Genomic DNA, 20752 nt, shown 5'->3' with positions numbered 1-20752 from the left:
GGCTGCCGCCGGCGCGCGCCTCGGCGTCCTCGACCTGCTCCACGGCGAGCACGCCGTTGAGCACCGGGATGCGGAAGTCCAGCGACACCCGCAGCAGGCCCTCGGCGCAGCCGTCGGCGACATGTTCGTAGTGGCGGGTGTCGCCGCGGATCACGCAACCCAGCGCGATGATCGCGGCATGCTTGCCGGCCGCGGCCAGGCGGGCGGCGACCAGCGGCAACTCCCACGCGCCCGGCACCCGGATCACGTCCACCGCGTCATCGGCGATGCCGTTGCCGGCCAGGCTCTGCCGCGCACCGGCGACCAGCACGTCGGTGATACGGGCGTTCCAGCGGCTGGCGATGATCGCGAAACGCGCCGACTCGGGAGTGCGGAGGTCGCCTTCGTAGTGGGACATGGCGGTGGCAGCTTGAGGGGGTGGGAGAGTTTAACAGCCGGGACCCGGGACCCGGGGTCCGGCAGAAGCAAACGAGGTCGCGCGCCGGGATCAGGCTTTTCCGGGTCCCGGGTCCCGGGTCCCGATTCCCGGCTCCACATGCTCCACCACCTCCAGCCCGAACCCGGCCAGGCCGATCTGCCGGCGCGGCGTGCCGAGCACGCGCAGCTTGCCCAGGCCCAGGTCGGCGAGGATCTGGCTGCCGGCGCCGTTGCGCCGCCACTGGCCCACGTCCTTGCCGTGCGCCGCCTCCGGCTGTGCGCGCAGCCGCGCCAGCAGCGCCTCGCTGTCGCGCGGCGCCGACAGCACCACCATCACCCCGCGCTCGGCGGCGGCGATCGCGCGCAGGGCGTCGCTGGCGGCCACGCCGAAGTCGTCGCGGCGCCAGTGCAGCAGGTCGGCCAGCGGGTTCTCCACCTGCACCCGCACCAGGGTCGGGGTGTCGGCGTCCGGGGTGCCGCGGACCAGCGCGAAGTGCAGGTCGTGGGCGATGCGGTCGCGGTAGGTGACCAGGGTGAAGCCGCCGAACTCGGTCTCGATCGGGCGCTCGTCGATGCGTTCGACGGTGTGCTCGGTGGCCAGGCGGTAGGCGATCAGGTCGGCGATCGAGCCCATCTTCAGCCCGTGGGTGCGGGCGAACGCTTCCAGCTGCGGACGCCGCGCCATGCTGCCGTCGGGATTGAGCACTTCCACCAGCACGCCGGCCGGCTCCAGCCCCGCCAGCATCGGCAGGTCGCTGGCGGCCTCGGTGTGGCCGGCTCGGGTCAGCACCCCGCCCGGCTGGGCGATCAGCGGGAAGATGTGGCCGGGCTGACTGAGGTCGTGCGGCTTGGCGTCCGGCTTGACCGCGGTGCGCACGGTGTGGGCGCGGTCGTAGGCGGAGATGCCGGTGGTGACGCCCTCGGCCGCCTCGATGCTGACGGTGAAGTTGGTATGGAACTGCGCGGTGTTGCGCTGGACCATCGGCGCCAGGCCGAGCTGCGCGCAGCGCTCGCGGGTCAGCGACAGGCACACCAGGCCGCGCGCGTGGGTGACCATGAAATTGATGTCCGATGGCTTGACCAGCTCGGCGGCCATGATCAGGTCGCCCTCGTTCTCGCGGTCCTCGTCGTCGACGATGACCACCATGCGGCCGGCGCGGAGTTCTTCCAGCAGCTCGGGGACGGAGGCGAAATTCAGGCTCGGGGTAACGGAAGGCGACATGCGGGGACTCGCGGAAAGACGGAAGGTGCCGCGCGCGCCGCAGGCATCGGCGCAGCGTGGCGGAGAGGCAGAAGGCCGGACGCGGCCAGGATCAGTCCTGGCGGCCCTGCAACAGGCGTTCGACGTAGCGCGCGACCAGGTCGATCTCCAGGTTCACCGCCGCGCCGACGGCGGTCTGCGCGAACGCGGTGTGCGCCACGGTGTGCGGAATCAGCGCGACCTCGAAGCCTTCGACGTCGACTTCATTGACGGTGAGGCTGACCCCGTCCACGCAGATCGAGCCCTTCTTGGCGATGTAGCGCAGCAGCGGCGCCGGCGCGGCGAAACGCCAGCGCTGCGCGCGCGCATCGTCGTGAATCGACAGCACCTCGCCGAGGCCGTCGACATGGCCGCTGACCAGGTGCCCGCCGAGGCGGTCGCTGGGGCGCATCGCCCGCTCCAGGTTCAGTGTCGCGCCCTCGGCCAGGCGGCCGAGCGTGGTCAGCGCCAGGGTCTCGGTGGAGGCGTCGGCCTGGAACGCCGCCGCGTCGAAGGCGATCACGGTCAGGCACACGCCATTGACCGCGATGCTCTCGCCCAGGCGCACGTCGGCGAACGGCAGGCTGCCGGTGGCGAAGGTGAAGCGGAGATCGCCGCCCTGCGGCTGGCGTGCGGCGAGATGGCCAACGCCTTCGATGATTCCGGTGAACATAGCTACGTTTCTCGCAATGGGGTGAGCGAAAAACGCCACAAGGCAAACAGGCACGCGCACAGCCGCAAGGCTGCGCGAAGGCCGTCTTCTTTCATCCGGACTATACCGTCGGCTCCGGCATCGCACCGGATCTGCTGACCTTCCCGATTCGGCGCGTCGCGCCTGCGCCGGGAAGCGCTCGCGGGCTCGTGCGCGAACGCACCTACCGCCGGTGGGGAATCGCACCCCGCCCTGAAGACGTTTGTGGTCGCCGGCGAACCGGCTCGGGCATTCTAGCAGGCGCGGCCGCAGCGGCCGCCCGGTACAGCGCGCCACCGGTGGGACAAAGCGTCGCGGTGCGCACGGCAACCTTGCGCGCGGCGACGCGCATCACCGGCGATCGCTCAGGGCGAGGCCGCCCCCGCGCTGGCGGCGATCGCCGGCCGCAGCAGCAGGCGCAGGTCGTCGCCGAGCTGGCGCACGTCCTGCAATTGCAGCGGTACGCGCTGCGCCATGGTCTCGATGCCGAGCCCGGCCAGTAGCGAACGCGCGGTATCGCCCAATAGGAGCGGCGCCATGTACACCAGCACCTCGTCGACCAGGCCGGCGCGCAGCAGTGCACCGCTCAGCGTCGCCCCGGCCTCGACCTGGACCTCGTTGATGCCGCGCTCGCCGAGCAGGCGCAGCGCCGCGTGCAGGTCGCAGCGGCCGTCGTGCAGCGGCACCGCGGCGAACGCGGCATGATCCAGCGCCGGCGGCACGCAGTCCGGCGCATGCAGGTACAGGGTCGGCGCGCTGCCGTCGCGGACCTTGGCCTGCGCCAGGCTGCGCAGTCGCGCGTCCAGCACCACGCGCAGCGGCGGCTCCACTTCGGTCGCCGCCTCCAGGCGCACGGTCAGTGCCGGGTCGTCGGCCAGCACGGTGCCGGCGCCGGTGAGGATGGCGCCGGCGCGGGCGCGCCAGTGCTGCACGTCCTGGCGCGCCGCCGCGCCGGTGATCCATTTCGATTCGCCGCTGGCCAGCGCGGTGCGTCCGTCCAGGCTGGCACCGAGCTTGATCCGCAACCAAGGCCGGCCGCACTCCACCCGCGACAGGAAACCGCGATTGAGCGCGCGCGCCTGCGTGTCCATCAGGCCCGCCTGCACCGCGATGCCAGCCTCTCGCAGCAGTGCGAAGCCGCCGCCGTTGACCTGCGGGAACGGGTCGGCCATCGCCGCCACCACCCGCGCCACCCCGGCCTCGATCAGCGCCAGCGCGCACGGCGGGGTGCGGCCGTAGTGCGCGCACGGCTCCAGGGTCACGTAGGCGGTGGCGCCACGGGCGCGTTCGCCGGCGGCGCGCAGCGCGAACACCTCCGCGTGCGGCCCGCCGGCGCGCTGGTGGAATCCCTCACCCACCACGACACCGTCGCGCACGATCACGCAGCCGACCATCGGGTTGGGTCGTGTGGTGTAGGCGCCGCGCTCGGCCAGGCGCAGGGCCTGCGCCATCCAGCGATGGTCGTCGGCGGAGAAGCCGGGGACGGCGTCGGCGCTCATGCGGATGCGGTAGCAGCGCTGACGTCGCGGCGCATCACCACGATCTGCAGCAACCCCAGCGGCAGGTCGGCATGGCGCTGCCAGCCCAGGTGCTCGTAGAACGGCACCAGCACCGGTTCGCAGTACAGGTACAGCCACTGCACGCCGAAGCGCGCGGCAGCCTGCACGCAGTGCGCGACCAAAGCGGCGCCGACGCCGGCACCGCGCGCCTGCGGCCGCACGTACAGCGTCGCCAGCCACGGCGAAAACTGGCGGATGCGCGCGTCGTCGTTCTGCAGCAGGCTGACCGAGCCCAGCCAGTCCTCGCCGTCCAGGGCGATCCAGCTGGTGGGGATGCGGCGTTCGTCGCGGTGGCTGCGCAGGTCGGCCTCGGCCTCGACCACGTTCCACTCCGGCAGCAGCGGGCCGAACGCCTGCAGATGCTCCTGCGCCAGCGCGGGAATGTGCTGCGCGGCCTCGGCCAGACAGACGATGCGCATGCGCTCAGCGCTTGCCGGTCTTGTCGCCCGGCTTGGCCGCGCGCACCAGGTCCAGCAGCGGCAGCTGCTCGCTGCCCACCGGCAACTCGCGCTCGAGCTTCTCGATCTCCTCGCGGAAATCGGCCACGTCCTGGAAGCTGCGGTACACCGAGGCGAAGCGCACGTAGCCGACGTGGTCGAGCTTGCGCAGCTCGGCCATCACGTACTCGCCGACCCGGATCGAGGGCAGTTCGCGCTCGCCGGACATGCGCAACTGGTGCACCACCGCACGCACCGCCGCCTCGATCTGCTCCTCGGCCACCGGCCGCTTCTGCAGCGCGCGATCGAAGCTGGTGCGCAGCTTGCGCGCATCGAACGCCTCGCGGCCGCCGTCGCTCTTGATCACCGTCGGCAGCTTGAGTTCGATCGTCTCCAGCGTGCTGAAGCGCTCGCCGCAGGCCTCGCACTCGCGACGCCGGCGGATCGTCGCGCCGTCCTCGGACACGCGCGAATCGATCACCCGGGTATCGGTGTGCTGGCAGAAGGGGCAGTGCATTCAGGGCGCCGGGAATGAGGAAACGGGAATGGGGAATGGGAACGTCAACCGCGCAAGCGTAGCGCTTCTGACCATTCCCGATTCTCCATTCTCCATTCCCGCCTCAGCCATATAGGTGCCGGGAGTGGGGAAACGGGAATGGGGAATGGGAACGCCAAAGGCGCCAGCTAGCACTTTCAACCATTCCCGATTCTCCATTCTCCATTCCCGTTTTTCAGCCATACACCGGATACTTGCGGCACTGCGCGGTCACTGCGTCGCGCACGCGCGCCAGCACGGTATCGTCGGCCGGGGCGTCGAGCACGTCGGCGATCCAGTTGGCCAGATCGACGCAATCCTGTTCCTGGTAGCCGCGGGTGGTGATCGCCGGGGTGCCCAGGCGCAGGCCCGAGGTCACGAACGGCGAGCGCGGGTCGTTGGGCACCGAGTTCTTGTTGACGGTGATGTGGGCCTTGCCCAGCGCCGCTTCCGCGTCCTTGCCGGAGACGTCGCGGCCGATCATGTCCACCAGCATCAGGTGGTTCTCGGTGCCGCCGGAGACGATCTTGTAGCCGCGCGCGATCAGGGTCTTGGCCATGGCCTGGGCGTTCTTCACCACCTGCTGCTGGTAGCGGGTGAATTCCGGCTCCAGCGCTTCCTTGAACGCCACCGCCTTGGCCGCGATCACGTGCATCAGCGGGCCGCCCTGGATGCCGGGGAAGACGATCGACTGCAGCTTCTTGGACAGGTCTTCGAGCTTGTCGCCGGCGCCGGCGGCACTGGCGACGATGATGCCGCCACGCGGGCCGCGCAGGGTCTTGTGGGTGGTGGAAGTGACCACGTGCGCGTGCGGCAGCGGGGTCGGATAGACACCGGCGGCGACCAGGCCGGCCACGTGTGCCATGTCCACGAAGAAGTAAGCACCGACCTTGTCGGCGATGGCGCGGAAGCGCGCCCAGTCGATCACCTGCGAGTAGGCGGAGAAGCCCGCCACCACCATCTTCGGCTTGTGCTCCACGGCCAGGCGCTCGACTTCGTCGTAGTCGATCAGGCCCTGGTCGTTGACGCCGTACTGCACGGCGTTGAACAGCTTGCCGGAGGCGTTGACCTTGGCGCCGTGGGTCAGGTGGCCACCGTGCGCCAGCGACATGCCGAGGATGGTGTCGCCCGGCTGCAGCAGCGCGAAGTACACCGCCTGATTGGCCTGCGAGCCGCTGTGCGGCTGTACGTTGGCGTAGTCGGCGCCGAACAATTGCTTGACCCGGTCGATGGCCAGCTGCTCGGCGACGTCGACGAATTCGCAACCGCCGTAGTAGCGCTTGCCCGGGTAGCCTTCGGCGTACTTGTTGGTCAGCTGGCTGCCCTGCGCTTCCATGACCAGCGGGCTGCAGTAGTTCTCGCTGGCGATCAGCTCGACGTGGTCTTCCTGGCGGCCGGCTTCGGCGGCGATGGCGCGGGCCAGGTCGGGGTCGTAGGTTTCGATGCGGGCGTCGCGCGGGAACATCGGGTCTCCGGGGGGCATGGACAGAAGGCAGACGACTAGTTTAAGCCCCGCGCGCGGCCGAGGGCGAACCAAAACGCAGACGGCCTCCCGAAGGAGGCCGTCTGGCGATGCCGCAGCAGGGCTCAGCGGCCGCTGAGCACCAGGTCGGCGATGATGCCGGTGGCGATGGCGACCAGCAGCAGGTTGCCGGTGTCGTCGCGCACCCAGCGGTAGCCGTACGGTGGGCGCCGGACCTGATAACGGTCGTAGTCGTAGACCACGTAGTTCGGGCCGTAGTAGCGCTGGCCGCGCGCCCAGCGCGGCGGACCCGGGCGGTAATAGACGACGTCCGGGCCGTTGCGATAGCCATCGCGGTAGCCGCGGTCGTAGGCGCGACGGGCGTCGCGGCGGTCGCGCTCACGGTCGCGCCAGTAGCGCTCGCGATCGGCATCGCGGTAGCCGCGGTCGTACCAGCCATGGTCGCGCGGACCCGGTCCCGGCGGCGGGGGCGGCGGCCCCGGAGGACCCGGAGGGCCCCAGCCCGGACCGGGACCCGGGCCGCCCGGACCCCAGGCGAACGCGGGTGGCGCCATGAAACCCAGCGCCAGCGCGGACGAGAGGGCGATTGTGGCAATGCGTTTCATGTTCATGGCAACTCCGTCACGTGGTGTGGCGGTTGCATTTAGGCCGTTTTCGTCTGAACCGTCTCCTGCTGGAATCGGTTACGTATTCAGCTTCACGGATCGGGCTAGGAAAGCGTTCATCCAGCGGCATTTCCGGCCTGCGCGTGCAGGCGCAACAGCGCCGCCTGCGCCGTGTCATCGGCTGGCAAATAGACCACCAGACGGTTGCCGTTGCGCGGCGCCGACCACCAGTTGACCTGCTGCAGGCGCAACTCGCCTTCCTGCGGATGGCGGAAGCGCTTGAGCTGGTTCTCCACGCCGCGCACCTCGCGCCGCTGCCGCCACAGCGCATCGAACTCGGGAGAGGCCGCGCGGTAGCGCGCCAGCAGCGCCTCCCATTCCGGCTCGCCCAGGTGTTCGGCCATCGCCGCGCGCAGCAACGCCACCATGTGCTGCAGCACGTCCTGGCGATCGAGCAATGCGTCGCGCCAGCGCGGATTGGTGAAGGCCTGATAGACGCAGTTGCGATCGGCGTCCGCCAGGTCGGCCAGGGTCACGCCCATCAGGCGCTCGAAGGCCGGGTTGGCGCCGAGGATGTCGAAGCGCGGGGTCTGCAGCATTGCCGGCCACGGGCCGAGCTGGTCCAGCAGCATGCGCCCGGTGCCGGTGAGGCGTTGGCACGGCGGCGGCGCCAGGGCGGTCGTGCCGCCCACGCCGGCCAGCGCCAGCACGTGCGCGGTTTCGACCTCCGAACACTGCAGGGCATGGGCGATGGCGGTCAGCACGCGCGCCGAGGCGCGGACCGGGCGCCCCTGTTCCAGCCACGTGTACCAGGTCACGCCGACATCGGCGAGCAAGGCCACCTCCTCGCGGCGCAGGCCGGGGGTGCGCCGCCTGCCGCCGCGCGGCAGCGCCAGCCGCGCCGGGTCCAGGCTCTCGCGGCGGGCGCGCAGGAAGGCGCCCAGCGCGCGGGCACGCTCGCTGGCCAGGGCCGGGCCCGACGCAGCAGGCGCGACCGCCCGCTCCGGCCTGGAGGTGGAATGCGCGAGGTCCAGTTGCATCGTCTTCTCCACTTTTGCTGTCCGCCGGTGCCCGACGACGCCACGTCGACAGGCGGCGCCGGCGTGTCTGTCACGCCGCAGGAGACGGCGCCCGACGCGACCGTCCGAGATCAGGGAGGCAGCGCCAGTACCAGGATAAATGAGTCCTTGTACCAGTTTATCGACTCACCATACTGCGCGCCATGACCACGCCCTCCCCCGCCTCCGCCATGCCCGCCACCACCCCCAACCTGAGCCACCGCGGCCTCGGCATCCTGCTGATCGGGCAGATGCTGCCGCTGATCGATTTCTCCATCCTCAATGTCGCGCTTGGCTCGATCGCCCACACGCTGCACGCGTCGGCGACCCAGCTGGAGCTGATCGTGGCCGTCTACGGCGTCGCCTTCGCGGTGGGCCTGGCGGCGGGCGGCCGGCTCGGCGACAACCTCGGCCGGCGCCGCGTGTTCGGTGCCGGCGTGCTGCTGTTCGGCCTGGCCTCGTTGCTGTGCGGGGTGGCCGGTTCGGTCCCGGCCCTGCTGGCCGGCCGCATCCTGCAGGGACTGGGGGCGGCGCTGGCGGTACCGCAGATTCTGGCCACCATCCACGTCAGCCTGCACGGCAAGGCGCACGCCCGGGCATTGGCGCTGTACGGCTCGCTGGGCGGCATCGCCTTCGTCATCGGCCAGGTGCTGGGCGGCTCGCTGGTCAGCGCGGACATCGCCGGATCCGGCTGGCGCAGCGTGTTTCTGATCAACCTGCCGTTCTGCTTGCTGGCGCTGGCCTGCCTGCGCGCCGTGCCGGAGACCCGCGCGGCACGGCGGATGCCGCCCGACCTGGCCGGCGCCGGGCTGCTGGGGCTGTTCCTGGCCTGCCTGCTGCTGCCATTGGCGCTGGGCCCTGCCCTGCACTGGCCGCCGGCGTGCCTGGCGGTGCTGGCGGCCTGCCTGCCGCTGCTGGCGGCGCTAACCCGGGTCGAACTGTGGCAGGAACGCCGCGGACGCACGCCGCTACTGCCGCCGGCCTTGCTGCGGCTGCCCAGCGTGCGCTTCGCGCTGCTGGTGGGCGGGGTGTTCTTCACCTGCTGGAGCGGTTTCATGTTCGTGCTGGCGCTGACCCTGCAGACCGGCGCCGGCCTCTCGCCGCTGCAGTCCGGCAATGCGTTCATCGTGCTGGGCGCGGCCTACTTCGCCTCCGCGCTGGTCAGCGCCCGCGTGGCGGCGCGCTGCGGCCCGCTGCCGACGCTGCTGCTGGGCTGCCTGGTGCAGATGCTGGGCCTGCTGGCGCTGGGCTGGACGCTGCACGCCGTGTGGCCGCATCCGGGCGCGGGCAACCTGGCCCCGGCGACCGCACTGATCGGTGCCGGCCAGGCCTGGATCGTGGCCAGCTTCTACCGCATCGGCCTGTCGCAGGTGCCCACCGACCATGCAGGCGCGGGCAGCGCCATGCTCTCCACCATCCTGCAGGCGGCGATGGGCCTGGGCCCGGCAGCACTCGGCGCGATCTACGCCCACGCCCGCGGTGGCGGCAGCCTGGCCGCGATGCAGGCGGCGCTGCACAGCGAGTGGCTGGCGATGCTGGTGCTGGTGATCTGCGCACTGTTCTATCTGCGCCGGCAGCGCCGCGCGGGGGAAACGGCGACGGCACCGAGCGCAGCGCTGCCGCCGATCGCCGAGTAGCCCGCGCGGCACCGCCCGCGCGTCTGCCGCCGCCACCGTGCGGCAACGAATGCCGGCGGCCGTCCGGCTATAATCCGCCATCCCTTTCGACGCCCTCCGGCCGCCGGCCGGCGGGCGCCCTGCGCCTTTGGAGCCGCCATGTCGCAATACATCTACACCATGAACCGGGTCAGCAAGACCGTGCCGCCCAAGCGCCAGATCATCAAGGACATCTCGCTGTCGTTCTTCCCCGGCGCCAAGATCGGCCTGCTCGGCCTCAACGGCGCCGGCAAGTCCACCGTGCTGAAGATCATGGCCGGCGTGGACACCGATTTCGAAGGCGAGGCGCGTCCGCAGCCCGGCACCAAGGTCGGCTACCTGGCGCAGGAGCCGGAGCTGGACCCGAACAAGACCGTGCGCGAGTCGGTCGAGGAAGGCGTGGGCGAAGTGCTGCAGGCGCAGGCCGCGCTGGAAGCGGTGTACGCCGCCTATGCCGAGGAAGGCGCCGATTTCGACGCGCTGGCCAAGGAACAGGAGCGCCTGGAGGCGATCCTGGCCGCCGGCGACGCGCACACCCTGGAGAACCAGCTCGACGTGGCCGCCGACGCGCTGCGGCTGCCGCCGTGGGACGCCAAGATCGCCAACCTGTCCGGCGGCGAGAAGCGCCGCGTGGCGCTGTGCCGGCTGCTGCTGCAGAAGCCGGACATGCTGCTGCTCGACGAACCGACCAACCACCTCGACGCCGAGTCGGTGGAGTGGCTGGAACAGTTCCTGGCGCGCTATACCGGCACCGTGGTCGCGGTCACCCACGATCGCTACTTCCTCGACAACGCCGCCGAGTGGATCCTGGAACTGGACCGCGGCCGCGGCATTCCGTGGAAGGGCAACTACACCGAATGGCTGATGCAGAAGGACGAGCGCCTGAAGCAGGAAGAGAACCAGGAAAAGGCGCGGCAGAAGGCGATCCAGAAGGAACTGGAGTGGGCCCGGCAGAACGCCAAGGGCGGCCGCTCCAAGGGCAAGGCACGTCTGGCGCGCCTGGACGAACTGCAGTCGGTCGATTACCAGAAGCGCAACGAGACCAACGAAATCTTCATCCCGCCGGGCGAGCGCCTGGGCAACTCGGTGATGGAGTTCAAGAACGTCTCCAAGAAGTTCGGCGACCGCCTGCTGATCGACAACCTGTCGATGATCATCCCGCCGGGCGCCATCGTCGGCATCATCGGCCCCAACGGTGCCGGCAAGTCGACCCTGTTCAAGATGATCACCGGGCAGGAGAAGCCGGATTCGGGCGAGATCGTGGTCGGGCCGACCGTGCAGCTGTCGTACGTGGACCAGAGCCGCGACAAGCTGGAAGGCAACCACAACGTGTTCCAGGAGATTTCCGGCGGTCTGGACATCCTCAACATCAACGGCGTGGAGATCCAGTCGCGCGCCTACATCGGCCGCTTCAACTTCAAGGGCCAGGACCAGCAGAAGATGGTCGGTTCGCTGTCCGGCGGCGAGCGCGGCCGCCTGCACATGGCCAAGACCCTGCTGCAGGGCGGCAACGTGCTGCTGCTCGACGAACCGTCCAACGACCTGGACATCGAAACCCTGCGCGCGCTGGAAGACGCGCTGCTGGAGTTCCCGGGCAACACCTTCGTGATCTCGCACGATCGCTGGTTCCTGGACCGCATCGCCACCCACATCCTCGCCTTCGAGGGCGACTCGCACGTGGAATTCTTCCAGGGCAACTACCGCGAGTACGAGGAAGACAAGAAGCGCCGCCTCGGCGACGACGCCGGCCCCAAGCGCCTGCGTTTCAAGGCGCTGAAGTAAGCCGCAGCGCGTTTCTGGCAGCACCCGCCACGGCCCGCTTCGCGCGGACCGTGCGCGTTTTTGGCTGACTGTCGGGTGGGGCCGCTCTCTGGCTCCGGGAGTCTGCGGGAGTCGACTGTCATACAGCGACGACACGCGAAGCGGTGCGCTTTCCGATGGCGCAATGCGTCGGGACTGAAGTCCCTCCCACAGTGCACCCGCCGAGTTCGTTGCACGTCCCTGTGTCGCGATGGGCCTTACCGGTAAAACCGTCGCGACTGGAGCGCTCCCACAAGCGCGTGGCACTGCACGCATGCGGAAGTGACCGCTGGGCACGCATCGCCAACGCGGGGGATCCCGGCCCTACAAGTCGTAGGACAGCACGTCCTCGAAACCGAACCTGTCGAAGTCGCGGATGCGCGAGGGATACAGGCGGCCGATCAGGTGGTCGTGCTCGTGCTGCACCACGCGGGCGTGGAAGCCCTCGGCCTCGCGCTGCAGCGGGGTGCCGTCCGGCAGCACGCCGCGGTAGCGGATGTGCCGGTAGCGCGGAATCACCGCGCGCAGTCCGGGAATGGACAGGCAGCCTTCCCAGCCGTCCTCCAGGTCGTCGGACAGCGGCTCGATCTCCACGTTGGCCAGGGCGGTGCGCGGCACTGGCGGCGCATCCGGATAGCGCGCGCTGCACTCGAAGCCGAACACCATCAGTTGCAGATCCACCGCGATCTGCGGCGCGGCCAGGCCGACGCCGCGCGCGGCGTCCATGGTCTCGAACATGTCGGCCACCAGCGCATGCAGTTGCGCGCTGTCGAAATCGGTGACCGGCGGCGCCTGGCGCAACAGACGCGGGTCGCCCATGCGGATGATGTCGCGGATCATGTGCGGACTCCTGGCAGCGGGGAATGGCCGCGATTATCCGCCGTGGCGGCGACGCGTGCAGCGCGGGCTGCGGCCTCCCCTGCCCCGACTGCGACACGCCGCGGTGCAATCCCCGTGTTGCGGCAAAGCGCTTGGCGAATTCTGCAGGCGTGAACTGTCCTGCAGCCGCGACGCGCGACGTGGCGCGCCTCCCGATGGCGCAATGCGTCGGGACTGAAGTCCCTCCCACCGTGCACCCGGCCAGCGTAGCGCGCGTTCCGTCACGCGTGGTTCCGCAGCGCCGTGGGCCATCCGCCGAGATGGATGTGCACATGTGACGCCCGCCTGACGTCGCTCCCACAGGGATGCGCGGGGCATCCTTGTGGGAGCGACGTCAGTCCCGACGACGGAGGGTGTCAGTCGGGTTTCGGTGCCGCTTGTCGCGGCTGTACGACAGTTGACGCCTGCGCCGGTCTCCGCGCGGCGCGCGCCCTACTCCGGCACGTACGGCGAGGCCAGCACCTGCGGGCGGCGGCCGAGGCCGGCGCCGAGCCGGTCGAGCACGAAGCGCACGTAGAGGTTGGTGCTGAACTGGGTGTAGTCGCGGGCGTTGTTGAACAGCAGGCGGCCGCCCAGGAACAGCTGCGGGGCGATCTGCCATTCGGCCGCGCCGGCGATGTTGTAGGACATGCCGGTCTTGCTCTGCCCGGCATAGACCGGCGCGACGTAGCGGTCGGTCAGGCCCAGCAGTGCGGCCAGCGAGGCGGCGTCGTAGGCGGCCTGCTGCATCTGCGCGCTGGTCGGGAAGTACGGGCTGTCGTCGCTGCGGAAATGCTGCACGCCGACGCTGGCGTCCACGCTCCAGTTGACCGTGCGCCCGGCGGTGCGGCCGCTCCAGTGCACCGGGAAGCCCAGGTCCACGTAGTCCTGCGGGCTGAAATAGCCGCCCTGGCCGTAGGTGTAGCCGCCCAGGTTCTTGTCGTACTGCATCGCGGTCAGGTTGAGGCCGGCGGTCAGCGACTGGTTCTCGGTGTCCAGCGCGTGCACGTACACGCCCAGGTCGACCTGGCGGTGGTCGTTGCTGGCGACATTGCGGCCGACCAGGCGGTCGGCACTGACGCTGGCGTAGCCGCCGAGCAGGCCGTTGTCGAGGGTGGCCGACAGGCGCAGGCCGTTGCTGGTCACGCCGCCCCAGCCCAGTCCGGCGCGGCCGTCGTCGACGCCGCCGAAGGACAGCAGGCTGTCGCTGACGGCGCGGCGGAACACCTGGCCGGAATAGGTGAGGTTGTCGCCGGCCTGGCCGCGGTAACCGACGCCACCGACGATGCGGCGCTCGGGGAAGCCGACCGGGGTGCTGCCCAGGTCGGCGCTGAAGCCGCCGTTCTTGTAGGTCACCGCCATGCCGACGCCGCGCGCGTCCTGGTCCATGCGCCGCGCCCCGTTGCCGTTGGCGGCCATGGTGTACAGCGCCTGGCTGAAGCCGGCCGGGGTCAGCGCCGCGGCGGTGGGGTTGGCGGCGAGGTTGCGGAAGCGGGCGATGTCGGCGGCGCTGAGGTCGGCGCTGCGCGAGGCGTCGCCGAGGATGGCGCTGGCCAGCGTGCCGATCGCGGTGTCGGCGGCGGTGTTGCCGAGCAGGAACGCCGACAGCGGCTCGGCGTACAGCGCCTGCAGCGCTGCCGCCTGGCGCTGTGCGTTGGTCAGCGCCGGGTCGGTGTCGTTGAACAGCTTGTTGTACAGCCCGGTGTTGACCGCGTAGGTGCGCAGCGCGTTGCGGGTGGCATTGCTGTTGCCTTCGGTGAGCAGCAGTTGGTACAGGTCGCTGCCGACCAGGCTGTCGATCGGCGTGCGGTCGGCGGCCAGGGCATCGCCCATCGCCGCGGCCGGGCCGGCGCCGAAACGGCTGGCGGTGGCGTAGCCGGTGCCGAGCGTGCCGGCGTCGAGCAGGGTCGGGGTGACGTCGACCTGCAGCTTGCCCTCGCCCACCGCGAACTCGCCGTGCAGCGGCACTTCCAGATCGCGCAGCCGGCCGAGGCCGGCCTCGCCGTCGCGGGCGCGGTAGCTGGCGCCGGTAGCGAGGCTGTCGCTGTTCTCGGCCTGCACCTCGCGCAGTTCGTCGAGCACGGTTGAACCGCCGCCGGCGCTGGCCGGCGCGGCCGGCTGGCGCAGGGACGCACGCGGCGCCGCGGCCAGCAGCCCGTCGTCGGGCAGGTCGCGCGGCACGCTGCGGGCGGTGCTGCGCTGCCCGGGCACCGGCAACGCGGCCAGGGCCACGCCGACGGCGCTGGCGCTGGCCGGCGGCGGCAGGTCGTCGCCGGCGGCCACGGCCGGCGCGGACGCCGGCAGCGCGGACGCTGCGTAGGCCGGGGCCGGCACGCCGCCGCCGAGGCGGTCGGACACCACCGCGGCGCTGCGCGGCATGCGTCCGTTCATGCCGGCGAACGGATTGAGCGGGCGCCCGGCAGCGGCGTAGGACGCCGGGCCGTTGGCGGCCGGCAGGCCGTTGTCGTACTGGCCCGCCTCGCGCGCCTGCGCCGCCAGTGCGGCGCGGAAGTAGCTCTCGGCCTTGCGGTTCTTGCCGGCGCTGCGGTACACGCGGCCGGCGGCGCCAAGCACCTGCGGCGAATCCGGCGCCTGCGCCAGCGCGCGCTGCAGGTAGTCCTCGGCGCTGTGCAGGTCGCGCAGCGCGGCGGCGGTGTTGGCCGCGGCGATCAGCGTGTCCAGGTCGTTGGGCGACTGCTGCAGTTGCTGCTGGTACAGCACCAGCGCCTGGCGCTGGTCGCCGGCGGCGGCGTACAGCCGCGCCAGCGCGGCCACCGCCTGCGGATCCTGATTCTGCTGCGCCAGCAGCGGCGCCAGCGCGTCGTAGGCGGCTTCGAGGTTGCCGAGTTCGCGCAGGGCATCGACCTGGCGCAGCACGTAGCCGCTGCGCAGCGCCTGGTAGCGGCGCTGCTGCTCGGCGCTCATGTCGCTGTCGCGCAGCTGGCGCAGGGTCGCCGCCAGTTCCGCGTCCTGGTGCGCGCGCAGCAGCACGCCGGCGTATTGCAGGCGCGCCTCGGTGGAGGGGTTCTGCGCGACCAGGCGCTGCGCCAGGGTCAGCGCGCGCTGGTTGCTGCCGATGTCGGCATAGGCGCCGGCCATCGCCGCCAGCAGCGCCGGCTGTTCCAGCGCGTCGCCCAGCGCGGCCTCGGTGCGGCCCAGCAGCAACTGCGCTTCGCCACCGCGGCCCTGCTGCTGCAGCAGGCGCGCCGTGGCCGCCTGCTGTTCGACCCAGGCGGTGTTGCGCAGCGCGCTCATCTCGGCGGTGCGGGCATTGGCCGGAATGCGTTCCAGGCTGGCGTAGGCGCTGGCCCAGTCGCCGCGTTCCTGCGCCAGCAGCGCATTGGCGTACAGCGCCTCGGGCATGTCGCCGTGCACTGCGAGCAGGCCGTCCATGACGCTGCGCGCCTGGTCCGGACGCCCGGCCTGCTGGTACAGGCGCGCCAGGTCCAGCCGCACCCACGGATCGCCCGGGTTGTCGACCATCGCCTTTTCCAGCTCGCTCTGCGCGGTGACGGTGTCGCCGGCCTCCAGCGCCTGCTGCGCGCGGGCGCGCTGCAGGTTGGCTTTCAGCGCGGACTCGCCGCCGGCCTGCTGGCGCTGCGCCGGGCTGAGCCTGGCGAACAGCGCATTGGCCTCGTTGGCGCGGCCCTGGCGGCTGTACAGGGCGATCAGGCCCTGCAGCGCGCCGGCATCGTCGGCATGCAGGCGCAGCGCCTCGCGGTAGCTCTTTTCGGCGGCGGCGGCATCGCTGGCCGACTGCAGGTCGCCCAGCAACGCGTAGCCGGCGGCCTCCTCGGGCTTGAGCTTGACCGCCTGCTGGACCAGGCGCAGCGCGGCGTCGGTGTCGCCGCGGGTGCGCGCGGCCTGCGCCTGCTGCAGCTGCAGCCAGTAGCGCGCGCTGTCCAGCGCGCTGCGCCACTTGCCGTTGGCGGCCGCGGCCGGGCGCAGCAGTTCCTGCGCTTCGCCGAAGCGCTGCTGGCGCAGCCGCACCGAGCCCAGGCCACCCAGCGCCTCGGCATCGCGCGGACGCGCGCGCAGCACCTGCGCGAAGCGCTGTTCGGCCAGCGCCAGGTTGCCGGCGTTGAGCGCCTTGAAGCCTTCGCCCAACTGTTCGCCGGCCGGATCGCCGCCTTGCGCGCGGCGCTCCTGCAGTTGCGCGGCCTTCTTGGCGATCTCGGCATCGTTCGGATTGGCGGCCAGGAACGCCTGGTACAGCGGCGCATCGGCGGGGCCGGCATTGAGCCACAGCAGCGCCTGGCGCCAGCCGGCACGCGCGGGACCGGCGACATCGGCGCGCTTGCTCAGCGCGGCGAGCTGGGCGATGCCCTCGCGCCGCGACGGTTCCCGGTAGGTCTGCACCTGCGCCAGCGCCAGCGCCGCGGCGGTGTTGTCCGGCTGCGCGGCAGCCAGGCGGCGCAGGCCGTCGCGTGCGCCGTCCCAGCCCTGCGGGGTGCCGGCCAGCGCCTGGTAGTACTCCAGCGCCAGCGAGTCCGGCGGGCCCTTGCCGTCGAACAGCGCCTGATAGGCGCGCACCGCGTCCACGTAGCGGCCGGCGGCGGCGGCGCGGCGTGCGTTGCGCAGGTCGATGTTATCGCCGGTGCCGCCGATCGACATGGCCAGGCGCTGGGTCTGCGGCGCCTGCGGATGCGCCTTCTGCAGTTGCGCCAGGCGCTTGCGCGCGTCGGTCTGGCGGCCCTGCGCCAGATCGATCTGGGCCAGGCCGAGCAGGGCGTCGGGCTGGTTCGGGTCGACCCGCAGCAGCTTGCGCCAGGCATCGGCGGCGAGATCGTCGCGGCCCTGGTCGTGCCAGTAGTTGCCCTGACTGACCAGTTGCTGGGTGGCGTCGGCGTTCTGCGCGTGCGCGCTGCCGGCGAGCAGGCACAGGTCGATCATGCCGGCCATGTACAGGGGTTTGAGGTTCATGCGGAGCATTGGGTTCTCCAGGCGGGCTGCAGCGCGCCGTCTGCGGAAAAGCGGTAGCGGTTGTCGAGCCAGGCGCGTCCGAACAGGATCAGCACCCGGTCGTAGTAGGGAAGCCGTGCCGCGGCGGCGTCGCCGGGCGCGGGAATGCGTTGCGCCTGCGCCTGGAGCAGCGCCGGTTCGCGCAGCGCGCTCAGGTACGGCAGCAGGGCCGCGGCGAAGCCGGGCGGCGCCTGGCCGCTGCCGACGCCCTGGCGGCTGTCGATCTTCTCGTCGAGACGGCCCTGCGCGCGCAGTTGCTGCAGCGGGCCGGACAGGTCGTCGAGCAGCGCCTTGCGCAGCGGATCGGCGGCATCGAGCATGCCGGCCCACAGGTACACGCGGATGGCGTCGTAGCTGCCGATCGCGCCCTTGTCGGGGTCGACGCCGAACGCGCGGCCGTCCCAGGCGGTCCAGTCCGGCGCGAAGCCGACCGGCGCGCTGTCGCGCAGCATCCGTGCGCTGCGCGTGGCCAGGCCGGCCCACGGCCCCTTCGGATCGACCGCGGCGAAGCGCCGCAGCAACTGCAGCGGCAGGTAACTGGGGTTGAGCGTCCAGCGTTGCGGCCTGACGAACCCCTTGGCCGCCGGCAGCAGCATGCTGCCGAACCCGGGCAGCTCGGCCAGTTCGGTGCGTCGCACCAGCGCCAGCATCTGCAGACCGGCCTGGGTGTAGCCGGGCCGTTGCCACAGGCGCCCGGCCTCGAGCAGCACGTAGGCGATCCACAGGTCGGCGTCGCTGGCGCTGTTGCCATCGAGCACGCGCCAGCTGCCGTCGCTGGCGCGGCCCCACAGCCAGGCCGGCAGCACCTGCTGCGGGCGGCCGCCGCACAGGTTGTGCCGGGTCCAGCCGAGCACGCGCTCGAACAGCACCTGGTCGTTGGCCACCAGCGCGAAGAACAGCGCGTAGGACTGGCCTTCGGAGGTGCTGCGCTGGTCGGCGTGCTGGAAATCGATCACCCGCCCGCTGGCATCGAGGTGCTTGCCGACGAACGCGGTCCACTCGCGCCACGGCGCGCAGGCCGGCGCCACCGCCAGCGCGGCGCGCGCCGGCGGCAGCAGCGTCGCCGCACCGGCGGCGAGCAGGCCGCCGAGCAGGCGTCGGCGTTGGCCGGTGTGTCCGTTCACTGCCCTGCCTGCAGCCGCGCCGCCGAATGTCGGCGCAGCACCACGCGCGCGGCCAGCGCCAGCAACACGCTCAGCAGCACCACCGCCAGGCCGAGCAGCAGCGGATGCTGCGAGAAGTACCAGCGCGCCCAGGTCGGCAGCGGCAGGTGACCGACATAGTAGGTCTGGTTGCCGGCCAGGCTGCGCACCTTGCCCTTCTGCAGCAGCACCACGCTGCCCTGGAAGTCCTTCAGCGTGGCCGGCTCCAGCCAGGCGTCGAAGAAGTCCTCGACGCTGGCCGGGTCCTCGGCCAGCAGCGCGACCACGCTGCGCCCGGCCTTCAGCGGCGACTGGAAGCCCATCAGCACCACGTCGCCGGGTGCCGGCTTCACCGCCACCTCGGCGGTGGTCGGCAGGTCGGTGCGGCGCGCATCGAACGACAGGAAGCGGGGCAGCTTGTCCAGCACCCAGTCGCTCATCGCAAAGCGCCGCCCGCTGGCGCCGTCGCCGATCGGCAGCGCCGCGCTCCAGCGCTGGAACAGCGGTTGCGAGCGCAGGCTGCCGAACACCAGCAGGTCGCTGTCGGCGTGCTTGTCGACCTCGGCGGCATGGATCAGTGTCACCCGCAGCGCCGGGTAGCCGGTGGACGCGCCGAGCCGGCCGAGCAGGGTCAGCAGGTTGGCCATGTCCTGGTCGCCGATCTCGTCCGGCACCACCACGGTGGACTCGGACAGGTCGGCCAGGCGGGTGAACGGGAAGCCGGCATTGCCGAACGCGGCCAGGTTCGGCATCGCCATGTAGTGATGGAACGAGCGCAGGTCCACGCTGGAATCGGCGTCGATCGCGCCGGACACGTCGGGGAAGGTGTTCTTGCACGCCTCCGCCTGCGGGCGGTCGAAAAAGAAGTGGAAACGCAGCTGGCTGTTGGCCGAGAACGGCCCGGTCGGCAGCAGCAGTTTCTGCTCCACCGGCATCGCCCCCTTGGGCGAGAGTTCGTGCCACCAGCGCAGCGGCAGCGACTCGGCATAGGCATGGCCGTTGAGCGGCAGCGTGGTGACGAAGGCATCGTTGATGCTGACGTTGAGCGCCGACTTGTTCTGCGTCTCCGGCACCGTGTAGCGATAACGCAGGTTGACCGGGATGCCGTCGCGCTGCCACACGAACAGATCCGGCGGCAGCTGCAGGCCGACCCGGATCAGGTCGGGGTGGTAGCCGCTGACGTTCAACTGCGAGGTCTGCGCGACCAGATCGCCGAAGCGCACCGGCTTGTCGCCGGAGATCCAGTTGGGCGCGTCGTAGGGCTTGCGCGGCTGCGCCGGCTTGAGTTCGCCGATGCGCGCCACCGGGCCGTTGAACGGCGTGCCCAGGCTCAGCGCGGTGGCGGCCTGCTGCAGGTCGTTGTCGTTGCGGCCCAGCACCAGCAGCAGCTTGCCGGTGGCATCACGCGGATTGGTGATCATCGCCAGGGTCGGGCCGGCGATCTCGGTCAGGCCGGCCTGGGTCACGGCCAGTTCCGCCGGCAGCGTCGCGGCGGTGGCGAACAGCACCGCGTTGCCGGTGGCCGGCACGTCGCCGATGGCCACGCCGAACGACGCGCCGCGGTAGCCGGCCTGCGCGCCGAACCAGGAGGCGACGATGCCGGCGCTGCGCAGCGTGGCCAGGTCCGGGCGCTGCGGGAACACGAACGGCAGTTCCAGGCGGCGCGTATCGCGCTTGTCGTAGAACGGCACCGGCAGCAGCGCCAGGTCGTTGCGCAGCACCAGCGGGGTGGCGGTCAGCGACAGCCGCGTGGACGGATCGATGTTGGCCCACAGACTGGTGTGGTCCGGATCCTCGCAATCGCGGGTGTAGTGGCCGATCAGTTGCAGGTTGAGCCGGTTGTAGTCGCTGATCAGGCGCGGATCGATCGGCACGTCGCTCTGCTGCAGCTTGCCGGCGTTCTCGCGGCTGACCGGCAGGGTCGCCACGGTGACGCCGTTGACGCTGACCTTCAGGTGCGACAGGTCCGGCAGCAGCGCCGGCGAGTAGCTGTAGACCAGATGCAGGTTCGCCGCCTGCACCACTTCGTCGGTGCGGGTGCTGAAGGCGATACCGGCGCTGCCCTGGATGCCGCGCAGGGTCATCTCGTAGTCCACACCCAGTTGCTTGAGCGTGGCCGAGCGCTCGCGTTCGGCCGGAGACGGCAGCGGCGTGGCGGTCGCGGCGGCGGCCGGCGCCTGCGCGGTGGCGGGAAGGGTCGGCTCCTGGGCCGGGGCGAGGCCGGACAGGACCGTGAGACAGCATGCAGCCAGGGCGGGTAGACGCATCGACGGCGACCGGAAAGAAGGGAAAGAAAGGAAGGAACGCAGC

General features: G+C 71.2%; 15 protein-coding genes and 1 riboswitch. Of the genes, 2 read left to right on the top strand and 13 right to left on the bottom strand.

Translation table 11 applies throughout. The features are described from left to right. The 9 genes from ribH to CEK66_RS12310 all read right to left on the bottom strand — a co-directional run. On the bottom strand, nucleotides 1–397 hold a 397-nt coding region (ribH, locus tag CEK66_RS12350), incomplete at its 3' end, for a 6,7-dimethyl-8-ribityllumazine synthase (RefSeq protein ID WP_152237117.1). Between the two features lie 90 nt (nucleotides 398–487). Then, nucleotides 488–1615, bottom strand: coding sequence for a 3,4-dihydroxy-2-butanone-4-phosphate synthase (gene ribB, locus CEK66_RS12345; protein WP_152237119.1), 1128 nt, complete (start codon nucleotides 1613–1615; stop codon nucleotides 488–490). Between the two features lie 115 nt (nucleotides 1616–1730). Then, the gene (locus CEK66_RS12340) at nucleotides 1731–2330 is read right to left on the bottom strand and encodes a riboflavin synthase (protein WP_152237116.1); all 600 of its coding nucleotides are present in this window, start codon (nucleotides 2328–2330) and stop codon (nucleotides 1731–1733) included. 79 nt (nucleotides 2331–2409) lie between these two features. Further along, nucleotides 2410–2573, bottom strand: a riboswitch (FMN riboswitch). Nucleotides 2574–2713: 140 nt separating this feature from the next. Then, complete coding sequence (ribD, locus tag CEK66_RS12335) at nucleotides 2714–3847, bottom strand: bifunctional diaminohydroxyphosphoribosylaminopyrimidine deaminase/5-amino-6-(5-phosphoribosylamino)uracil reductase RibD (protein ID WP_152237115.1); 1134 nt, start codon at nucleotides 3845–3847, stop codon at nucleotides 2714–2716. After that, on the bottom strand, nucleotides 3844–4326 hold the full coding sequence (locus CEK66_RS12330) for a GNAT family N-acetyltransferase (RefSeq protein ID WP_152237114.1): 483 nt from the start codon (nucleotides 4324–4326) through the stop codon (nucleotides 3844–3846). The genes ribD and CEK66_RS12330 overlap by 4 nt, the downstream gene beginning before the upstream one ends. Before the next feature lie 4 nt (nucleotides 4327–4330). After that, nucleotides 4331–4861 (bottom strand): transcriptional regulator NrdR, encoded by a 531-nt coding sequence (nrdR, locus tag CEK66_RS12325; protein WP_010340907.1) that lies wholly within the window; start codon nucleotides 4859–4861, stop codon nucleotides 4331–4333. A 214-nt stretch (nucleotides 4862–5075) separates the two neighbouring features. Beyond that, entirely contained in the window at nucleotides 5076–6344 is a 1269-nt protein-coding gene (glyA, locus tag CEK66_RS12320; protein WP_150409969.1) for a serine hydroxymethyltransferase, read from the bottom strand. A gap of 122 nt (nucleotides 6345–6466) precedes the next feature. Next, nucleotides 6467–6973 (bottom strand): RcnB family protein, encoded by a 507-nt coding sequence (locus CEK66_RS12315; protein ID WP_152237113.1) that lies wholly within the window; start codon nucleotides 6971–6973, stop codon nucleotides 6467–6469. A gap of 110 nt (nucleotides 6974–7083) precedes the next feature. Continuing rightward, nucleotides 7084–8007, bottom strand: coding sequence for a helix-turn-helix transcriptional regulator (locus tag CEK66_RS12310; RefSeq protein WP_152237112.1), 924 nt, complete (start codon nucleotides 8005–8007; stop codon nucleotides 7084–7086). A 182-nt stretch (nucleotides 8008–8189) separates the two neighbouring features. Here CEK66_RS12310 and CEK66_RS12305 point away from each other — a divergent pair, with 182 nt between their 5' ends. Continuing rightward, on the top strand, nucleotides 8190–9662 hold the full coding sequence (locus CEK66_RS12305) for an MFS transporter (RefSeq protein ID WP_226978588.1): 1473 nt from the start codon (nucleotides 8190–8192) through the stop codon (nucleotides 9660–9662). Nucleotides 9663–9800: 138 nt separating this feature from the next. Further along, the gene (gene ettA / locus CEK66_RS12300) at nucleotides 9801–11462 is read left to right on the top strand and encodes an energy-dependent translational throttle protein EttA (protein WP_017908418.1); all 1662 of its coding nucleotides are present in this window, start codon (nucleotides 9801–9803) and stop codon (nucleotides 11460–11462) included. A gap of 342 nt (nucleotides 11463–11804) precedes the next feature. Here the strand turns inward: ettA and CEK66_RS12295 are convergent, their stop codons facing one another. From CEK66_RS12295 to bcsB, 4 genes are all read right to left on the bottom strand, one after another. Then, the gene (locus CEK66_RS12295; protein ID WP_152237111.1) at nucleotides 11805–12320 is read right to left on the bottom strand and encodes a peptide deformylase; all 516 of its coding nucleotides are present in this window, start codon (nucleotides 12318–12320) and stop codon (nucleotides 11805–11807) included. Between the two features lie 471 nt (nucleotides 12321–12791). Then, the gene (locus CEK66_RS12290) at nucleotides 12792–17270 is read right to left on the bottom strand and encodes a cellulose synthase subunit BcsC-related outer membrane protein (protein WP_152237110.1); all 4479 of its coding nucleotides are present in this window, start codon (nucleotides 17268–17270) and stop codon (nucleotides 12792–12794) included. Continuing rightward, nucleotides 17258–18424: a cellulose synthase complex periplasmic endoglucanase BcsZ gene (gene bcsZ / locus CEK66_RS12285; protein ID WP_152237109.1), complete on the bottom strand. Its 1167-nt coding sequence runs from the start codon at nucleotides 18422–18424 to the stop codon at nucleotides 17258–17260. Before bcsZ ends, CEK66_RS12290 begins: the two co-directional genes overlap by 13 nt. After that, complete coding sequence (gene bcsB, locus CEK66_RS12280; protein WP_152237108.1) at nucleotides 18421–20709, bottom strand: cellulose biosynthesis cyclic di-GMP-binding regulatory protein BcsB; 2289 nt, start codon at nucleotides 20707–20709, stop codon at nucleotides 18421–18423. The genes bcsZ and bcsB overlap by 4 nt, the downstream gene beginning before the upstream one ends. Between the last annotated feature and the right edge of the window lie 43 nt (nucleotides 20710–20752).

Source organism: Xanthomonas sp. LMG 12460, from assembly GCF_009192895.1.
Taxonomy (GTDB): Bacteria; Pseudomonadota; Gammaproteobacteria; order Xanthomonadales; family Xanthomonadaceae; genus Xanthomonas_A; species Xanthomonas_A sontii.
Note: the sequence above shows the minus strand (reverse complement) of the source record. Positions and strands in the feature narration are given on the sequence as shown.